At 70.4% G+C, this 16,950-nt stretch carries 16 protein-coding genes and 1 pseudogene; 12 read left to right on the top strand and 5 right to left on the bottom strand.

Annotated features, from left to right (window positions below; genetic code table 11):
• The first annotated feature begins 53 nt into the window (after positions 1-53).
• From ACZ7L5_RS02535 to ACZ7L5_RS02515, 5 genes are all read left to right on the top strand, one after another.
• Positions 54-1,052, top strand: a complete 999-nt coding sequence (locus tag ACZ7L5_RS02535) for a substrate-binding domain-containing protein (RefSeq protein WP_471513727.1) — start codon at positions 54-56, stop codon at positions 1,050-1,052.
• 197 nt (positions 1,053-1,249) lie between these two features.
• Entirely contained in the window at positions 1,250-3,676 is a 2,427-nt protein-coding gene (locus ACZ7L5_RS02530) for a sensor histidine kinase (protein WP_471513725.1), read from the top strand.
• Between the two features lie 11 nt (positions 3,677-3,687).
• On the top strand, positions 3,688-4,107 hold the full coding sequence (locus ACZ7L5_RS02525; RefSeq protein WP_147997842.1) for a roadblock/LC7 domain-containing protein: 420 nt from the start codon (positions 3,688-3,690) through the stop codon (positions 4,105-4,107).
• Positions 4,088-4,468: a DUF742 domain-containing protein gene (locus ACZ7L5_RS02520; protein ID WP_471513723.1), complete on the top strand. Its 381-nt coding sequence runs from the start codon at positions 4,088-4,090 to the stop codon at positions 4,466-4,468. The genes ACZ7L5_RS02525 and ACZ7L5_RS02520 overlap by 20 nt, the downstream gene beginning before the upstream one ends.
• Positions 4,455-5,042 (top strand): GTP-binding protein, encoded by a 588-nt coding sequence (locus tag ACZ7L5_RS02515; RefSeq protein WP_471513721.1) that lies wholly within the window; start codon positions 4,455-4,457, stop codon positions 5,040-5,042. The genes ACZ7L5_RS02520 and ACZ7L5_RS02515 overlap by 14 nt, the downstream gene beginning before the upstream one ends.
• A gap of 3 nt (positions 5,043-5,045) precedes the next feature.
• Here ACZ7L5_RS02515 and ACZ7L5_RS02510 read toward each other — a convergent pair whose 3' ends face one another.
• Both ACZ7L5_RS02510 and ACZ7L5_RS02505 read right to left on the bottom strand, forming a co-directional pair.
• Positions 5,046-6,578, bottom strand: a complete 1,533-nt coding sequence (locus tag ACZ7L5_RS02510; RefSeq protein ID WP_471513719.1) for a M81 family metallopeptidase — start codon at positions 6,576-6,578, stop codon at positions 5,046-5,048.
• Positions 6,579-6,593: 15 nt separating this feature from the next.
• Positions 6,594-7,757 (bottom strand): ROK family protein, encoded by a 1,164-nt coding sequence (locus ACZ7L5_RS02505; RefSeq protein ID WP_471513718.1) that lies wholly within the window; start codon positions 7,755-7,757, stop codon positions 6,594-6,596.
• A gap of 173 nt (positions 7,758-7,930) precedes the next feature.
• On the opposite strand from ACZ7L5_RS02505, the gene ACZ7L5_RS02500 reads away from it, so the two are divergent.
• The 6 genes and pseudogenes from ACZ7L5_RS02500 to ACZ7L5_RS02475 all read left to right on the top strand — a co-directional run.
• Positions 7,931-9,688, top strand: coding sequence for a peptide ABC transporter substrate-binding protein (locus tag ACZ7L5_RS02500; RefSeq protein WP_471513716.1), 1,758 nt, complete (start codon positions 7,931-7,933; stop codon positions 9,686-9,688).
• Between the two features lie 3 nt (positions 9,689-9,691).
• On the top strand, positions 9,692-10,651 hold the full coding sequence (locus tag ACZ7L5_RS02495) for an ABC transporter permease (protein WP_471513714.1): 960 nt from the start codon (positions 9,692-9,694) through the stop codon (positions 10,649-10,651).
• A 32-nt stretch (positions 10,652-10,683) separates the two neighbouring features.
• Positions 10,684-11,556 (top strand): ABC transporter permease, encoded by an 873-nt coding sequence (locus ACZ7L5_RS02490; RefSeq protein WP_471514484.1) that lies wholly within the window; start codon positions 10,684-10,686, stop codon positions 11,554-11,556.
• Positions 11,553-13,181: a dipeptide ABC transporter ATP-binding protein gene (locus tag ACZ7L5_RS02485; RefSeq protein WP_471513712.1), complete on the top strand. Its 1,629-nt coding sequence runs from the start codon at positions 11,553-11,555 to the stop codon at positions 13,179-13,181. The genes ACZ7L5_RS02490 and ACZ7L5_RS02485 overlap by 4 nt, the downstream gene beginning before the upstream one ends.
• Entirely contained in the window at positions 13,178-14,125 is a 948-nt protein-coding gene (locus ACZ7L5_RS02480; RefSeq protein ID WP_471513710.1) for an ROK family protein, read from the top strand. Before ACZ7L5_RS02485 ends, ACZ7L5_RS02480 begins: the two co-directional genes overlap by 4 nt.
• A gap of 152 nt (positions 14,126-14,277) precedes the next feature.
• A pseudogene (locus ACZ7L5_RS02475) lies at positions 14,278-15,072 on the top strand (glycoside hydrolase family 43 protein); the annotation flags it as partial.
• Between the two features lie 8 nt (positions 15,073-15,080).
• On the opposite strand, the gene ACZ7L5_RS02470 reads toward ACZ7L5_RS02475, so the two are convergent.
• A complete protein-coding gene (locus ACZ7L5_RS02470; RefSeq protein ID WP_471513708.1) occupies positions 15,081-15,326 on the bottom strand; it encodes a hypothetical protein in 246 nt (81 codons plus the stop codon).
• Between the two features lie 210 nt (positions 15,327-15,536).
• Between ACZ7L5_RS02470 and ACZ7L5_RS02465 the strand changes: the two genes are divergently transcribed.
• On the top strand, positions 15,537-15,770 hold the full coding sequence (locus ACZ7L5_RS02465; RefSeq protein ID WP_471513706.1) for a helix-turn-helix domain-containing protein: 234 nt from the start codon (positions 15,537-15,539) through the stop codon (positions 15,768-15,770).
• Between the two features lie 232 nt (positions 15,771-16,002).
• Here the strand turns inward: ACZ7L5_RS02465 and ACZ7L5_RS02460 are convergent, their stop codons facing one another.
• Entirely contained in the window at positions 16,003-16,428 is a 426-nt protein-coding gene (locus tag ACZ7L5_RS02460) for a hypothetical protein (RefSeq protein WP_471513704.1), read from the bottom strand.
• 74 nt (positions 16,429-16,502) lie between these two features.
• Complete coding sequence (locus ACZ7L5_RS02455; protein WP_471513702.1) at positions 16,503-16,949, bottom strand: glycine-rich domain-containing protein; 447 nt, start codon at positions 16,947-16,949, stop codon at positions 16,503-16,505.
• Between the last annotated feature and the right edge of the window lies 1 nt (position 16,950).

Genomic DNA, 16,950 nt, shown 5'->3' with positions numbered 1-16,950 from the left:
CGTCCTCTCGTTCGTTCCTACGGCTCGGCCGCACAGCGAGGTGCCGCACCCTCATGAAGACCCCACCCCCCTCCCTCTCTTTCACTCGCGTCGCGGCCCTCACGGCCGCCGCCTGTCTGCTGCTGGCCGGCTGCTCCGCCGTCGGCGGCGACACCGACGAGGCGTCGGACGCGGACGCGGCCGGCTCCTCAGGACTGAAGGTCGCCCTCATCACCCACGGCGGCGAGGGCGACGCCTTCTGGGAGCTGGTGCACAAGGGCGCCCAGGCAGCGGCCGCGAAGGACGGCATCGACCTGACCTTCGCCAGCGACTCCGACCCGGCGGGCCAGGCCGCCTTGGTGCGCGACGCGATCAGCCAGAAGGTCGACGGCATCGCGGTGACCCTGGCCAAGCCGACGGCGATGACGGGCCCCGTCGCCCAGGCGCGGGCGGCCGGCATACCGGTGGTCGGCCTCAACTCAGGTATAGACGACTGGCAGTCCGCGGGTCTGGTCGGGTACTTCGGCCAGGACGAGAGCGTCGCGGGCCGGGCCGTCGGCGACAAGCTGGACGACCTCAGGGCCAAGCACGCCCTGTGCGTCATCCACGAGCGCGGCAACGTCGCCCTGGAGGCACGCTGTGCGGGCGTGAAGAAGGCGTTCGGTGGCGATACCGACAACCTCTACGTGGACGGCACCGACATGGACGCGGTGACCGCCTCCGTCGCGGCGCGGCTCAGACAGGACCCGAGCATCGACGAAGTCGTCATGAACGGCGCCCAGTTCGCGCTGGCCGCGGTGAATTCGGCCGAGGAGGCCGGCTCCAAGGCCCATGTCGCGACCTTCGACCTCAACGAGGACCTGGTCAAGGCGGTCCGGGCCGGGGACGTGCAGTTCGCGGTCGACCAGCAGCCGTATCTGCAGGGCTACCTCGCGGTGGACTCGCTGTGGCTGTACCGGACCAACGGCAACACCCTCGGCGGTGGCGAGGCGCCCGTCCTCACCGGGCCGGCGTTCGTCACCCGGGCGAACATCGCCTCGGTCGCGAGATTCGCCGCCAACGGAACCCGGTGACCGGACAGTTTGCCCGACGGTGTCGCCAAAGATTCGGTCACGCGTGACACGTACGCTCACATGTACGGATAGCATCCAGCGCATCCCCTGTGACGTACCGGACACGCCCCCACCCCCTGGCGCTCGTCCACCTTCCGCTTCCGCGCTGCCCCCTCCCTCTCCCGCTTCCGCCCTCCGCTGATCGCCCTAGGACGACGATGTCTCCACGGACAGGTCCCCGGCGCCGCCTCGGCTCCATCCGTCTCTCCCTGATCCTGCTGGCCCTGGTGCCCAGCGTCACGCTCGCCGCCGTCTGGAGCGTGACGACGATCCAGATGTTCTCGGAGGGCCTGGGGCTGCGATCGCAGACCGGGCTGAGCAAGTCGACCGGGGCCATGGGCACGGAGGCGACGCTCGCGCTGCAGCAGGAGCGCAGCTACTCGGCCGTGTGGCTGGCGTCCCGGCAGGAGGAGGCCCGCGGCGCGCTGGACGAGCAGCGCAGCAAGACCGACAAAGCGGTGGCCAAACTCCTCTCCCAGTCGGACGCGATCCAGCAGGCACCCTCCCGGATCAAGGACCGGCTGTACTCGGTCGTCGCGTCGGTGAGCAGCCTGGAGTACTACCGGGGGCAGGTGGACAACCCCACCGACATCACCGCCGTACAGGCGCTCGGCCAGTACACGTCGATCATCGACGACCAGATCCACGCCTTCCAGGAGCTGTCCCAGGTCGACGACGGCGATCTCACCTCGCAGGCCGGTCCGCTCGTCGCGCTGGAGCACGCGGCGGAGCTGGTGTCCCGGGAGGACGCGCTGCTGACGCTGGCCTCGCCGTCGCGGACGATGAGCGAGAAGTCGTGGACCGAGTTCGCGGAGCTGGTGAACACCCGCCGCTGGCTGGTCGAGGACCAGATCCTCCCCTCGCTCACGGGGAGCGCGAAGGCGGAGACCGAGCGGATCCTGGGGAGCCCCCAGTGGGGGACCCTTGAGACCGTCGAGGACCGGGTGCTCGCGGCGCGGACGTCAGCGCGCGGGGACGGGGACATCGCCGTCCCGGACGCGCAGAAGGAGTGGCGGGCCGCGCTGGTCAAGGTCTCCGACGAGTACGAGCTCCTGATCCGGCAGCAGACGACCGCGCTGCTGCAACGCAGCGGCGACAACGCGCGCGGCCTGCTGATCAAGGCCGCCTCCCTGAGCGCCGGCGGTCTGGTCGCCCTGCTGCTGTGCGTCTGGATGTCCTGGCGGATCACGCGCTCGCTGTCCCGGCGCCTGCACGGCCTGCGCGAGGCCACCCTCGGCCTCGCCCAGGAGCGGCTGCCCGACGTGGTGGCGCGGCTGGAGCGCGGCGAGAAGGTCGACGTGGAGCTGGCGACCCCGCCGCTGGACTACGGCCACGACGAACTCGGCCAGGTGGCGAAGGCGTTCAACACCGCCCAGCGCACCGCCGTGCACACCGCCGTCGAACTCGCCGACACCCGGCGCGGCTTCCAGAAGATCATCCTGGGCATCGCCCGGCAGAGCCAGAACCTGGTCAACCTCCAGCTCACCAAGCTCGACGCGCTGGAGCGCGCGCACCAGGACCCCGAGATCCTCAAGGGTCTGTACGAACTGGACTCCACGGCCAGCCAGTTGCGCCGCTACGAGGAGAACCTCGTCATCATCAGCGGCGAGCGGCCCGGCCGCAGCTGGAGCGAACCGGTCGCGCTGATCGACATCCTGCGCAGCGCCGTCGGCGAGGTCGCCGAGTACCGGCGGGTCGAGGTGCAGACGGAGGAGGAGGTGCACCTGGCTCCCCCTGCCGTGGCGGACGTCATCCATCTGCTGGCCGAGCTGATCGAGAACGCCACGCTGTACTCCCCCGCGCCCGCGCCGGTCGGGGTGCGGGCCGCGATGGTGGCCAAGGGGCTCGCCGTGGAGGTCGAGGACCGTGGGCTCGGGATGTCCGAGGAGGACTACGACTCCTTCAACGCCCAGCTCGCCGAGCCCCCGCAGTTCGACGTGGTGGCCCTCGCCGACGACCTGCGCCTCGGCATGTTCGTGATCGCCCGGCTCGCCCAGCGCCACGGCATCGCGGTCACTCTGCGCTCCTCGCCGTTCGGCGGCACGACGGCGATCGTGCTGATCCCGCACGACGTCGTGGTGCGGGACCTGCCGGCCCCGGAACCGGACGAAGTGGAGCACTTTGGTGCCGCCGAACCGGAGGAGCCCGTACGGGAGTCCCGCCCGGTCGTCCCGGCCCGCACCGCGACCGCCCAGCCCTCCTCCCCGGACTCCGCCTCCGCCACGCGCCGCGAGGGCGGTCTCACCGCGCTGCCCCGCCGGGTGCCGCAGACCAGCCTGGCCGCCGAACTGCGCGAGGAGACGCGGCCCGCCGAGGCCGAGGAGAACGGCTACGACGACTTCACCGCGGAGCGAGCCGCCTCCTCCCTCGCCTGCTTCCAGAGGGGCACGCTCCAGGCCCGCGACGAAGGCGGCGACGAGAGCGCGGACCCGCCCGAGGCGGCCGCGGACCAGCGGATCCCGGCCGCCCGCCGGACGCTCGACGACGTCGCCCCCGAGGAGCCGCCCGCGGCGGACGGCGCCGACACCGACGCCGCCGCGGCCACCTCCCCCACGTCCTCCCCTTCGCCCGCCGACCGCTCATGAAGGACACCGCCATGACACGCCCCACCCCCGCCACGGACACCCAGCTCGACCAGTTGCTCACCGGACTCGTGGAGCGGGTCGCCGACGTCAACCACGCCGTCGTGCTCTCCGAGGACGGTCTGGTGGTGAGCAAGTCCACCGGGTTCCTGCGCGACGACGCCGAGCGGCTGGCGGCTACCGCGTCCGGCTTGATGAGCCTCAGCAAGGGCGTCAGCATGGACTTCAGAGGCGGGCCGGTCCGCCAGGCGCTGATCGAGATGGCCAACAGCTATCTGATCCTCACGTCCGCCGGGCCCGGCGCCCACCTCGTCGTCCTCACCAACCAGGGGGCGGACGTCGGCGTGGTGGCGTACCAGATGAACATGCTGGTGAAGAAGATCGGCGAGCACCTGTCGGCGGCACCGCGGGCCCATGTCGGCCCTGGCGCGTGAGGTGGCCGGAGACGATACGGCGGGCAGGCTGGTACGTCCCTTCACGCTGACCGGCGGCCGGACCAGGCCAAGCCGCACCGACTTCACGCTCATCACGACGGTGACGGCGGTGGATCCGCCACCGCAGCGGGCGCCCCGTCCGCAGCCCGAGCAGACGCGGATCCTGCGGCGCTGCGCCGAGCCGATCGCCGTCGCGGAGCTGGCGGCCCATCTGGACCTGCCGGTGAGCGTGGTCGCCATCATGCTCTGCGATCTCCTGGAGGCGGGCCTGATCACCGTGCACCCGCCACACCCCGTCACCCCCCGCACCCCGGACCTGGACCTGCTGCAGAAAGTGAGGGACGGCCTTGGCCGGCTCTGACACCACCGTGGAATCGGTCGCGCCGCCCGACACGGTCAAGATCCTCATCGCCGGCGGCTTCGGCGTCGGCAAGACGACGCTGGTCGGGTCGGTCAGCGAGATCGCCCCGCTGCGCACCGAGGAACCCCTGACCGCCGCGGGCGTGGGCATCGACGACCTCGTCGGCATCGAGGAGAAGCGGGCCACCACCGTGGCCCTGGACTTCGGCCGGATCACCATCAGCCAGGAACTGGTGCTGTATCTGTTCGGTACGCCCGGGCAGCAGCGGTTCTGGTTCATGTGGAACGACCTGGCGATCGGCGCGCTGGGAGCGGTCGTCCTGATCGACGTCCGTCGGCCGGAGTCCAGCTTCGCGGCGATCGACTTCTTCGAGCGCCGGCAGATCCCCTTCGTCGTCGGCGTGAACGGCTTCCACGGCGAACACCCCTATCCCGCCGAGGAGATCAAGGACGCCCTCGCGCTCCCGGAGCATGTGCGGGTGCTGCTGTGTGACGCGCGGGAGCGCGAGTCGTGCCGGGACGTGCTGATCGCCCTGATCGACCAGTTGATAGCCGACGCCCGGCAGGCGGGCTGAGCGTCACTCCTCGGGGCCGGTGAGCGGCCGGTTCGCGGGTGGGACGATCCTGGCCGTGAGGTCGGGGGCGGCCATCGCGGGATCGAAGGGGAACATCGGCCGCCGGATCCGGTGGTGGCCGAGCCGCACCAAGTCCTGGTCGACGCCACCCGGAGTGAGCGCCATCTTCCAGTCCGCGGCCATGGCGAACAGCTCGGGCTCCAGATAGCCGATCTTGACGATCACGAGGTCGGCCGCGCGCGGGTCCAGCTCCAGGCCGGTGAAGTCGCTTTCGAGGTGATACGGCTTCCGCAGCCGGGTCAGGATCACGTGCACGCTGCCCACCCGAAGGACGGCCTCCGTCCCGGCGTCCCGGTCGCCGTGCCGGACGGAGTGCACCACGCCGGTCATCGTGAGCGGCCCGGCGTGCCGGTCGTCGACCTCCGCGCCCGCGGTGACGGTGACCGTGGCGCCGACGCCGGCCTTCACCGCCGTGTCGACCGCGGACGGGCCGGGCAGGGAGGCGTACAGGACGACCGGTCCGGTCGGGTCCTTGAACTCCGGGCGGGCCAGGACGTGTTGGAGTCCCCAGGTGACGTCTCCGGCGCCGCCCGCCGTGGGATTGTCGCCGGTGTCGCTGATGATGTAGGGGCGGGCGTCGGCGGCGAGGGCCTCGTCGAGACAGTCGCCCAGGGTGCCGGTCGGGGCGACGAAGGCGAAGTCGTCGCGGGCGTCCCAGAATCCGCGGGCGAGCCGCTCGGCGCCCGCGGTGACGGCGGCCTCGTCGGGTCCGGTGACCACGACGGCGGCCCGGTTGCGCGGCTCGTCCGCCCAGGCGTAACCGACCCAGATCGCCGCGTCGGTCACCCCGTGGGCCGCTGCAACGTCCTCGACGGCCGCGTACACGCTCTTCGCGGGTTCGATACGGGTGGAGGTCTGCTCCCCGGCCAGCAGCACCGGCACCGGCACCCAGGCCTTGACGGGGCGGGGCGCGCCGCTCGCCAGGAGGTCGACGAGGTTGCGGGCGGCGCGCTCTTTGGTCTCCATGGCGTCCTCGTGCGGGGCCATGCGGTAACAGGTGATCAGGTCGCTGAGGTGGACGAGCGGGCGCGAGACGTTGCCGTGCAGGTCCATGGAGGTCGACACGAGGACGTCCGGTCCGACGGCCTCGCGGACACGGGCCAGCAGGTCCACCTCCGCGTCATCGAGCCCCTCGACGGTCATCGCGCCGTGGATGTCGAACCAGAGGCCGTCGAGCGGCCCCAACTCACGGATTCGGTCGATGAGTTCGCGGGACAGCTCAGCGTACGCCGCCGCCGTCACCGTTCCGCCGGGGAGCGCCTTGCCGACCAGGGCGCCACGCCAGTCGGCGGCGTCCCGCAGGGGCCGGCCCGGCGCCAGGAACGGGTAGCGGTCGAGGACCTCCGGTCCGCGCCGTGGGTGGAAGGCGGGGGCCTCGGTGCGGGCCGGGGAAAAGGTCGACGACTCGATGCCGAGGCCGGCGATCGCGATGACGGGACGGAGGCCGGGCTGGAGCTGGGACTGGGACTGGGGCATGGCTCCTCCTGAGGGTCAGGGGTGGGTGCCGGCGACCGACTGCAGTGCGTGGGCCAGCGCCCGCTGGAGCGCGAACTGGCCCGCGCCGACGAGGCCGGCGTCGGCGCCGAGGCCGGCCCGCTCGATGACCAGGTGCTCGGTGACCAGCGGATGGCAGCCCTCGTACAACTGGCTGCGCACGGCGGCGACGAAGGGCTCCAGCGTGGAGAGGATGCCGCCGAGGTACACGGCGTCGGGGTTGAAGAAGTTGACGTTGGCGGCCAGCACCATGCCGAGGTAGCGGCCGGCCTGCCGGACCGCGCGCGTCGCCTCGGGGTCGGCGTCGCCGGCGAGGCGTACGACGTCCTCGGTGGACTCCACCTCCAGGCCCCGTTCGCGCAGGATGCGGACCAGCGCCGCCCCCGAGGCGACCGTCTCCAGGCATCCGGTGTTGCCGCAGGAGCAGGGGATGTCGTGGGCCGCCTCGACGCGGACGTGGGTGATCTCGCCGGCCGCGCCCGAACCGCCCCGGTAGAGGCGGCCGTCGGCGATGACGCCCGCGCCGATGCCGGTGCCCGCCTTCACCATGATGGCCTGGCGTTGCCCGGCGGGCCGGACGCTGTGCTCGCCGACGGCCATGCAGTTGGCGTCGTTCTCGATGGCCACCGGGACCCCGAACCGTTCCTGGAGCCAGTCCCGTACCGGGAACCGGTTCCAGCCCGGCATGCGCGCGGGCAGCGTCACCAGGCCCGGTTCGACGTCGACCGGGCCCGGCAGGCAGAGGCCGACACCTCTGAGGGACTCCCGCCCGTTCCGCTCGGCGAGGTTCTCCAGGGTCTCGACCAGGCCGGGCAGCGAGGCCTGCGGTCCGTCGGCCGTCGCGAACGGCACCGTGGAGACGTCGGTGAGTCCGCCGCCGGGGTGGACGACGCCGACATGGGCGTGCTTGCCGCCGAGTTCGGCCGCCACGGCGTAGCCGTCGCCGCCGCCGAGCCGGAGCACCTTGCGCGGCCGGCCGCCGGTGGACGACATGGTGCCCTCCTCGGTGACCAGGCCGTAGTCCAGCAGCTTGGTCACCGCGAACGAGACCGTCGACGGCGCGGCGCCGAGCAGCTCGGAGAGCTCCGTGCGCGTGGACGCCTGGCCGGAGGCGAGGAGTTCGAGGATGCGCCGGGTCAACGACCCACTTTTTTCAGTCATGGACGAAGTTACTTCCGTCATCTGCGGTCGGGACAGCGAGAGTAGGCCGCGGGAGCGCCCTCCGGGCTAATTCCAGAACAGCAGAAACATACTTTTTACAGCGGGACTCCTGTTTCTTCGAACAGACGGGGCTTTCACTGACTGCACCTCGCTTCTGTCCCCTGAGGAGAGCCATGTCCCCTGCTCGCACGAGACTCCTCGCCGCTGCCGCCGTCCTGTCCGCCGGCACGCTGCTGCTCGCGGGCTGCTCCGGGAGCAGCGGTACGCCGTCCGGATCCCGCGACTCCATCAACTACGCGCTGCCTGCGAACTTCACGCCGAACTGGATCCTGCCGATCGGCACCGCGGCGCATCTCAACACCAACAACATCTCCATCGCGAACACGCTGTGGGAGCCGCTCATCGCCTACGACGGCTCCACCGGTGAGATCGCCTGGAACAAAGCCGGTTCGGTCGCCACCGACGCCGACTTCGCGCCCGACAACAAGAGCGTGCGGATCACCCTGGGCGACCGGCACTGGAGCGACGGCAAGCCCATCACCTCCCGTGACGTCCAGTTCTGGTTCGACCTCATCAAGGCGAACAAGGCACAGTGGGCGGGGTACAACCCGGGCCAGGCGCCGGACAACTGGACGTCCTTCAAGGCCGAGGACGACCGCCACTTCACGCTCACCTTCGACAAGGCCTACAACCCGCAGTGGATGCTGGCCAACGAGTTGAGCTCCATCACACCACTGCCGCGACACACCTGGGACAAGGGCGGCGACGCCAAGCAGGTGTGGACGTACCTCAACAACGCCGCGAAGAACATCGGCGACTATGAGAAGAACGCCCTCTGGAAGACCATCAGCGGCCCGTACGCGGTGAAGTCCTACTCGACGGCCGGCAAGGTGGTCCTCACCGCCAACAAGAAGTACGACGGGGGCGAGAAGCCCGCCATCCCCACGGTGAACCTGCTCCCCTTCACCACGGCCGACGCCGAGAAGAACGCCCTGCGCTCCGGCAGCGTCGACTACGGCTACATCGAGGCGACCGACCTCGACCAGAAGGAGAGCTTCACCGCGCAGGGGTACGAGGTGAAGCCGTGGTCCGGCTGGGCGATCACCTACATGCCGTACAACTTCAACAACCCGGCGATGGGCGCGGTGTTCAAGCAGCTGTACGCCCGCCAGGCCGTCCAGCGCTCCATCGACCAGGCGAGTCTGGCGAAAGTCGTCTTCAACGGTACGGCGGTCGCCGGCTACGGCCCTGTCCCGCAGGGGCAGGCGTCCGACTTCGTCTCCCGGGCGCAGAAGGACAACCCGTACCCGTTCTCGACGAAGGCCGCCCGGGAGCTGCTGACCGGTCACGGCTGGACCGAACAGGGCGGCGTCATGACCTGCACGAGTCCCGGGGCCGGGGCCTCCCAGTGCGGTGAAGGCGTCGCCGAGGGCACCAGGTTCGAGATGCAGGTGCTGTCGCAGTCCGGCTCGACGGTCACCGCCAACATGATGAGCGCGATCCAGTCCTCGCTCGCCAGGACCGGCATCAAGTTCTCGATCAAGACGGCGCCCGTCAACTCGGTGCTGGCGCAGACCCCGCAGTGCAAGGCGAGCCAGTCGATCTGCAAGTGGCAGCTGTCCTTCTTCGGCACGGCCGGCAGCTGGTACTTCCCGGCCTTCCCGACCGGTGACTCGCTGTTCCAGACCGGCGGCGGCTCGAACTTCGGCAACTACTCCAACCCGGACGTCGACAAGCTCATCTCCGCCTCCACGACGTCGAGTTCGACCAAGGCGGTCCAGGACTACAGCGCCGCCCTAGCCGAGGACCTGCCGGTGATCTGGCTGCCGGAACCCGTCTATCAGGTCTCGGTCATCAGGAACGGTCTCGGCGGCTTCTCCCAGGACTCGCTCGCCAACCTCCACCCCGCGCAGTGGAAGTGGACCGGCTGAGGCATGGACACGCTCCTGTATCTCGGCCGCCGCCTCCTGCAAGCGCTCGCCGTGATCCTGATCGTCACGATCGTGGTCTTCTGCCTGCTGCACACCCTGCCCGGAGGCCCCGCACGCGGGATCCTCGGCCCGCAGGCGACGGCCCAGCAGATCGCCGCGTTCAACCACGAACAGGGGCTCGACCGGTCGCTGCCCGTGCAGTACGTCTACTACTTGCGCGAGTTGGCGCAGGGTGACCTCGGAACGTCGTACACCCTCAATGAGGCGGTGTCGCGGCTGATCGAGCAGCGGCTGCCGAAGACGCTGGTGCTGACCGTGCTGTCCGCACTGGTCGGGCTGCTGCTGGCCATTCCACTCGGCATGTGGCAGGCGGTGCGGCGCAACAAGCCGGCCGACTACGTCATCACCACGCTGAGCTTCGTCGCGTACTCGACGCCGGTGTACTTCCTGGGACTGATCCTGGTGCTGGTCTTCACCCAGACCCTGCGGTGGTTTCCGTCGCAGGCGCCCCAAGGGGACACGTTGGCCCAGGTGTTCGCCGATCCGGCGGCACTGGTGCTGCCGGTCGTGACGGGGGCGGCTTCGATGGTGGCCGTGTTCAGTCGGTACATGCGGGCGGCGACTCTGGAGAACCTGTCCGAGGACTATGTGCGGACCGCGCGGGCGGGTGGGGCCGGGCAGTACACGGTCCTGTTCCGGCACGTGTTCCGGAACTCCCTGACGCCGGTGGTCGCGATGCTCGGGTACTACGTGCCGGTGCTGTTCGGTGGGGCGTTGGTGGTCGAGCAGCTCTTCAACTATCCGGGGATGGGGCTGTTGTTCTGGTCCGCCGCGCAGTCTTCGGACTACCCGGTGTTGCTGGGGTGCGTGCTTGTCATCTCCGTGGCGACCGTGGTGGGGACCTTGCTCGCGGATGTGGTGCAGCGGGTTGTCGATCCTCGGGTGAAGGAGGGGCGGGCGTGAGTGGTCGTGTTGAAACTGCGGGCCGGTGGGGGCTGGGCGCGCCCCGCGGAGGAGCCGCGAATCGACGCAGCCCCGCGCCCGTGAGAGCGCGCTTCGCGCGCAACAGACTGGCCATGGCCGGGGTCCTGATTGTTCTGCTCTTCCTGCTCTTCTGCTTCGTCGGCCCGCTGCTGTACTCCACCGACCAGACCCACACCGACCTCACCCAGGTCAACCTCCCGCCCAGCTCAGCGCACTGGCTCGGCACCGACGCCGTCGGGCACGACCAGCTCGGGCGGCTGATGTACGGCGGGCAGGTGTCGCTGCTCGTCGGGCTCGCGGCGGGGGCGCTGGCGACCGTGATCGGGACGCTGTGGGGCGCGGTGGCGGGGTATGCGGGCGGCTGGGTCGACGCGGTGATGATGAGGGTCGTCGACGCCGGGATCGCGATCCCCGCGCTGTTCATCCTGCTGGTGATCTCCGCAATCACCTCGCCGGGCCCGCTCGGGCTGGTCGTGATCCTCGGTCTGGTGTCCTGGCTGGTGCCGTCCAGGCTGGTGCGGGCGGAGACGCTCACGCTCAAGAACCGGGACTATGTGCTGACCTTGCGCGCGACCGGAGGCACGCACGGCCGGGCGATCCGGCGGCACATCCTGCCGAACTCGGTGTCGACGATCGTGGTCGCGGCGACGTTCCAGATCGCCGACGCGATCCTGCTCGTCGCGTATGTGTCGTATCTCGGGCTGGGCGTTCAGCCGCCGAAGACCGACTGGGGCGGCATGCTGTCGGCCGGTCTGACGGCGGCGTACTCCGGGCGCTGGTGGCTGATCGTTCCGCCGGGCCTCGCGATCATCCTCGTCGTGTGCGCGTTCAACGCGATCGGCGACGGGCTGCGTGACGCCTTCGACGTGAAGGGACGCGGATGAACATCCTCGAGATCGCCGACCTGGGCGTGACCTTCTCGACCGACACCGGTGACGTGGCCGCCGTGCGCGGAGTGTCGCTACACGTACGGCCCGGCGAGACGCTGGCCCTTGTCGGTGAGTCCGGGTCCGGCAAGTCGACGGTGGCGCTCGCCGCGATGGGGCTGCTGCCGGGCAGCGCGCGAGCCTCGGGCCGGGTGACCGTCGACGGCACAGACGTGGTGGGCGCGCCGGAGGCCGAGCTGGCCCGGCTGCGGGGCCGTACCGCCTCCATGGTCTTCCAGGAACCGGCGACCGCCCTCGATCCGCTGACCCGGGTCGGCTCACAGATCGCGGAGGTCATACGGAACCATCGGGAGGTCTCCCGGTCGAAGGCCGCGCGTGCGGCGGTCGAACTCCTGCGCCGGGTCGGCATTCCCGAGCCGGAGAGGCGGGCGACGGCCTTTCCGTTCCAGCTGTCGGGCGGGCAGCGCCAGCGTGTCGTCATCGCCATGGCGATCGCCAACTCGCCGGGGCTGCTCATCGCCGACGAGCCGACGACCGCGCTCGATGTGACCGTGCAGGCCGAGATCCTCGATCTGCTACGGCGGTTGGCGGCCGACTCGAACACGGGAGTTCTGCTGGTCACGCACAACATGGGCGTGGTCGCCGACTTCGCGGACCGGGTCGCCGTGATGCTGCGGGGCGAGATCGTGGAGACGGGGACGGTGGAGGACGTGCTGTTGCGGCCGCAGCACGAGTACACGCGGGGCTTGCTTGCGGCGGTGCCCCGGCTGCGGCTCAGCGGCGAGGATCCGCCCGCGGCGCGTAAGGCTCCGGTGGTGCAACTGCGGGACGTGTCGGTGCGGTTCGGGCGGGTCCGGGCGCTGGAGGGCGTCTCCCTGGACGTCCGCCCCGGCGAAACCGTCGGCCTCGTGGGCGAGTCCGGGTCGGGCAAGTCGACGGCGGCCAGGGTCGCGCTCGGGCTCATCGCGCCCGCCGTCGGCTCGGTGTCGCTGTTCGGCACCGACCTGGGCCGCGCCCGGGGGCGGAAGCGGCGGGCTCTGCTGTCCGGCGTCGGCGTGGTGCTCCAGGACCCGGTGGCGTCGCTGGACGCGCGGATGAGCGTGGCGGAGTGCGTCGCCGAGCCGCTCCGGGTGCACCGGCGGCGCATGACGGCGGCCGAGCGGCGCGCCAGGGTCGCCGAAGTGCTGGAACTGGTGCGGTTGCCAAGGGAGTTGGCGGGCCGTGGGCCGCGTGAGCTGTCCGGGGGTCAGCGGCAGCGGGTGAGTCTCGCGCGGGCGCTGGCGCTGGACCCCCGGCTGCTGGTCGCGGACGAGCCGACGAGCGCGCTGGACGTGAGTGTGCAGCGCACGGTGCTGGAGGTCATCGCCGAGTTGCAGCGTGAGCTGGGGTTCGCCTGTCTGTTCGTCTCCCACGACCTGGCCGTCGTGCAGGAGTTCGCGCAGCGCGTCGTCGTCATGCGGGAGGGCCGCATCGAGGAGCAGGGGCCGACCATGACGACCCTGCTGCGTCCGGAGAGGGAGTACACACGCCGGCTCATCGCGGCCGTGCCCGTACCGGATCCGGTGCTGCAACGCCGGCGCAGGGAACGCCGGGCGGCTCTCGGGACGGGGGCAGGCGCATGACGCGGGGAGTGCTCGCCGGTGTCGACATCGGCGGTACGACGACGCAGGTGGTGCTGTGCGACCCGGACCTCGGCGTCCTGGACCGCGCCGGCGTGCCCACCCCGGCCTCCGACGGCGGGACGGCGATGGCCGGCGCCGCGCTGGATGCCGTACGGCTGCTGCTGGGGCGTACTCCCGCACGGCTGCTCGGCGTCGGGGTGGGCGCGGCGGGCGTGGTGGACGCGCGGGCCGGACGGGTGCTGGTGGCCAGCGACTCGTTCCGCGGCTGGGCCGGGTTCGCGGTGACGGCGGCGTTCGAGGAGGCGCTGGGTGTACCGGCGTTCCTGGACAACGACGTCAACGCCTTCCTGCGCGGGGAGGCGACGGCCGGTTCGGTGGCGGGCGAGCCGGATGTGCTCGGGATGACGCTGGGCACGGGGGTCGGCGGGGCGCTGTGGCTGGGCGGTGTGCTCCACGACGGCCCGCACGGCGCGGCGGGCGAGATCGGGCACATCCCCGGTTTCGGCGACCTGTCCTGCACCTGCGGCGGGCGCGGGCATCTGGAGACCCTGGCCTCCGGCCGCGCGATCGCCGACCGGTACGCCGAGCGCACGGGCCGTTCGCGCACGTCCGTGGAGGTCGCCGAGGCCGCGCGGTCGGGGGACGGGGACGCGCTCGCCGTGTACCACGCGGCGGGGGCCGCCGTCGCCCGTGCTCTGCTTGTCACGGCGGGCCTGCTGGACGTCACCACGGTGGTCGTCGGCGGTGGCGTGAGCCGCTCCTGGGCGTTGCTGGAGCGCTCGATCCGTGCTGCCCTGGCCGCCGAACCGCCCGTCAGCGGCCATCCCGTCCGCGTCCTGCCGGCCGGGCTCGGTGCCGACGCGGTGGCGATCGGGGCGGCGGCACGCGCGCGTACGGAACTGGGGCCCCTGGTCGGCCGGGTGGCGAAAATCCGCCAAGGATGACCGTGTGATTGACGCGGACCCGGCGCTCTCCTACCTTCTGGTCGATTCACCGAACTCCGTTCGATATATCGACAGTTCGGCATTCGACGCCGGCCTGCCCGTCCGCCCCCGACCACACGGCCCGCACCGACCACGCACCCCCTGGAGCGCACATGGCCCACCCCTCCCGCAGACATGTCCTCGGCATGGCAGCGACCTTTCCGCTCGCGGCGACCGGCGCCCTGACCCTCGGAGCCGGGACGGCCCACGCCGCCGACTCGGCCTACGTCATGGCCTACTTCACCGAGTCCACCACCATGCTTGAGGCCGACTACGGCCTTCACCTGGCCGTCAGCACCGACGGTCTGCGCTGGATGCCGCTGAACCAGAACAACCCGGTGGTCACCCCGACCCTGGGCGCGGAAGGCCTGCGCGACCCGTTCGTCCTGCGCAAGCAGGACGGCACCTTCGTGGTGCTGGCGACCGACCTCAAGGGCACCGACTGGAGCCGCAACAGCGTCAACATCCACGTCTGGGACTCGACCGACCTGCGGTCCTTCACGGGCTACCGGTTGCTGAAGCTGCACGACATGACCGGCACCCACAGCTGGGCGCCGGAGGCCTACTGGGACGCCGGACGCGGGCAGTACGGCATCCTCTACTCGTCGGTGAACAACAGCGGCCACAACGTGATCATGGTCAGCTACACGACCGACTTCCGCACCAGCCGGAATCCGCAGGTCTTCTTCGACCCCGGCCACGACGTCATCGACGGCAATCTGACCGTGGGCGTGAACGGCGTCAACTACCTCTACTTCAAGCGCGACCAGACGCTGGTCGGCGCCCGGTCCACCTCACTCGACCCCGGCAGCTTCACGGTCTTCAGCACCCCGGCCGCACACGGCGGCACCGAGGCGCCCACGGTGGTGAAGTCGCTGACGTCCGACACCTGGTACCTGTGGGGAGACAATGTCGTTTAGGGGTGTTCTCCGGGAGGATGGGACGGTGCCCGGGGGGACGGCTGGCTGATCTCGTCGACCACGGCCAGCGTGTCATGCAGGCGCATGCGCAGCCGCTCGACGAGCCGGACGAGACCCGCGGGCGGGAGCCGGGCGAGATCTTCTGTGCGCGCTTCCTCAAGGTCACGGTGGGCGAATTCCAGGCGGGTCCGCTGGGATTCGGTGAGGGGTCCCGGATCGGGGCGGGACTGCTCGTCAGTCATGTGCGTCTACCTGTGGGTGCGCTGGGGTGCGGGGGTTCGTGGGGTTCGGCCATCGTTCGCCGAACAGTTGTCATTAGGCAATGGGTCAACAAGCGGGTCACTCGAACGGGTGTTTTAGTCGAGTAGATCTTGCATGATGAACGAGAAGCGCACTCACGTTGTACCAACGATGGTACAGACAATGATCATCGTGCCCGAGATCGTCAACGGGTGCCGACCGATCCACTGCCCGACTGGGTACTCACCCGCCGCCGCGAGATCGGGGACCAGGTGAGAGCCGCACGCGAGAGGCAGAAGCTCACCCAAGAGAAGTTGGCCGAGCGCGTAGACCTCGACCGCAAGACGGTCAACCGGATCGAGCAGGGCACCCACGGCACCCTCATCGACCATCTGCTGCTCATCGCTCACGCGCTCGACGTTCCACTCTCTGAGCTAGTGCAGTAGGTGGCCCCGCAGCGTGACGGGGGAGGCACTGCGACGGCGGGCCCGGCGGGCCGCCTTCGGGGGTCAGTGGCCCATCCAACCCGGCCGCGACGCCTGGCACATCGGGGCCGAAGGCAGTGGCGTATACCCGCCTGCGTCGAGTGGAACGAGCAGGGCACACACAGCACCCTCATCACGGGAACCCGCCGCCGGGTGACAGGGGAGGCACTCCGGCGGCGAGCTAGTCGGTGCGTCAAAGCGCGTACTGGGGATACAAGGTGGGCCTCGGGGCGAGCTGCTCCGAGGCCAGCGCCGGAACGGACAGGTGGCCGGTCACGAGCGCGTTCTGTCCGCACCAGCTGTCCAGCTCCACCTGCCAGCCGCCGGCCTCCATACCCCAGTCCGACTCAGGGAGTTTCACGACCACGTCACTGCCGCAGATCAACGAGCGGTTGGCCTGCGACACGATCCATGCTGCCTTCTCCGCCTCGCTGGCCGTGGCGCGGTTGCACCTGTCGGCCATCAGCCAGAGCTTGCGCCAGTGCACACCCGGCGTGACCGGGCCGATGTACGCGACGGTCTGGCCGTCGACGAACCGGCTCGCGTAGCCGAAGACGGGCCCGAACATCGAGAAGACGGTGACCCTTCCCTGGCCCTTTGCAGTCTCGGCAGTCGCCATGAAAGCTCCCTATTTGTACCGATGTCCGGACCGTGAGAGCCGGACTCTAGCGGCAGCCACTGACAGTGGCTGGGTCAGCAGCAGGGGCCGTCGCCGCAGCACGTCGGCGCGTTGCAGTCAGCCGCGATGCCCCACAGGGTCCGGTCGACGTGGAAACCCTCAGCCTCGATGCGGGCTGCGACGTCGACCATCAGGCCGATGGTGCGCATCTTGCTGTTGGGCTGGTGGTGCAGGAGGTAGCCGAAGTGCTCCTGGCAGAACTTGGCGTACCACTCGGTGTGGAGGATCGCGGTGTGCCAGCCAGGGTCGACGAGCACCGACGGTGCCATGGTGTCGCCTGAGCGGGTGGTGCCCATGACGAAGATCATGGCCAGGGCCTGGTCCATGACCTGGGCGGCGAGGGCGCGGTCCATCTTGTACTCGTCCGCGCAGAACGCGGTGAGCATTTCGAACTCGTCGAGGTCGACGAGTTCCCGGCCGCGCCTCTGGGCGACTGCCGTCTTTTCGGGTGCCACAGTCATG

This window comes from Streptomyces sp. NPDC107528 (genome assembly GCF_055639295.1).
This window is presented reverse-complemented; position numbering and strand designations above follow the sequence as displayed.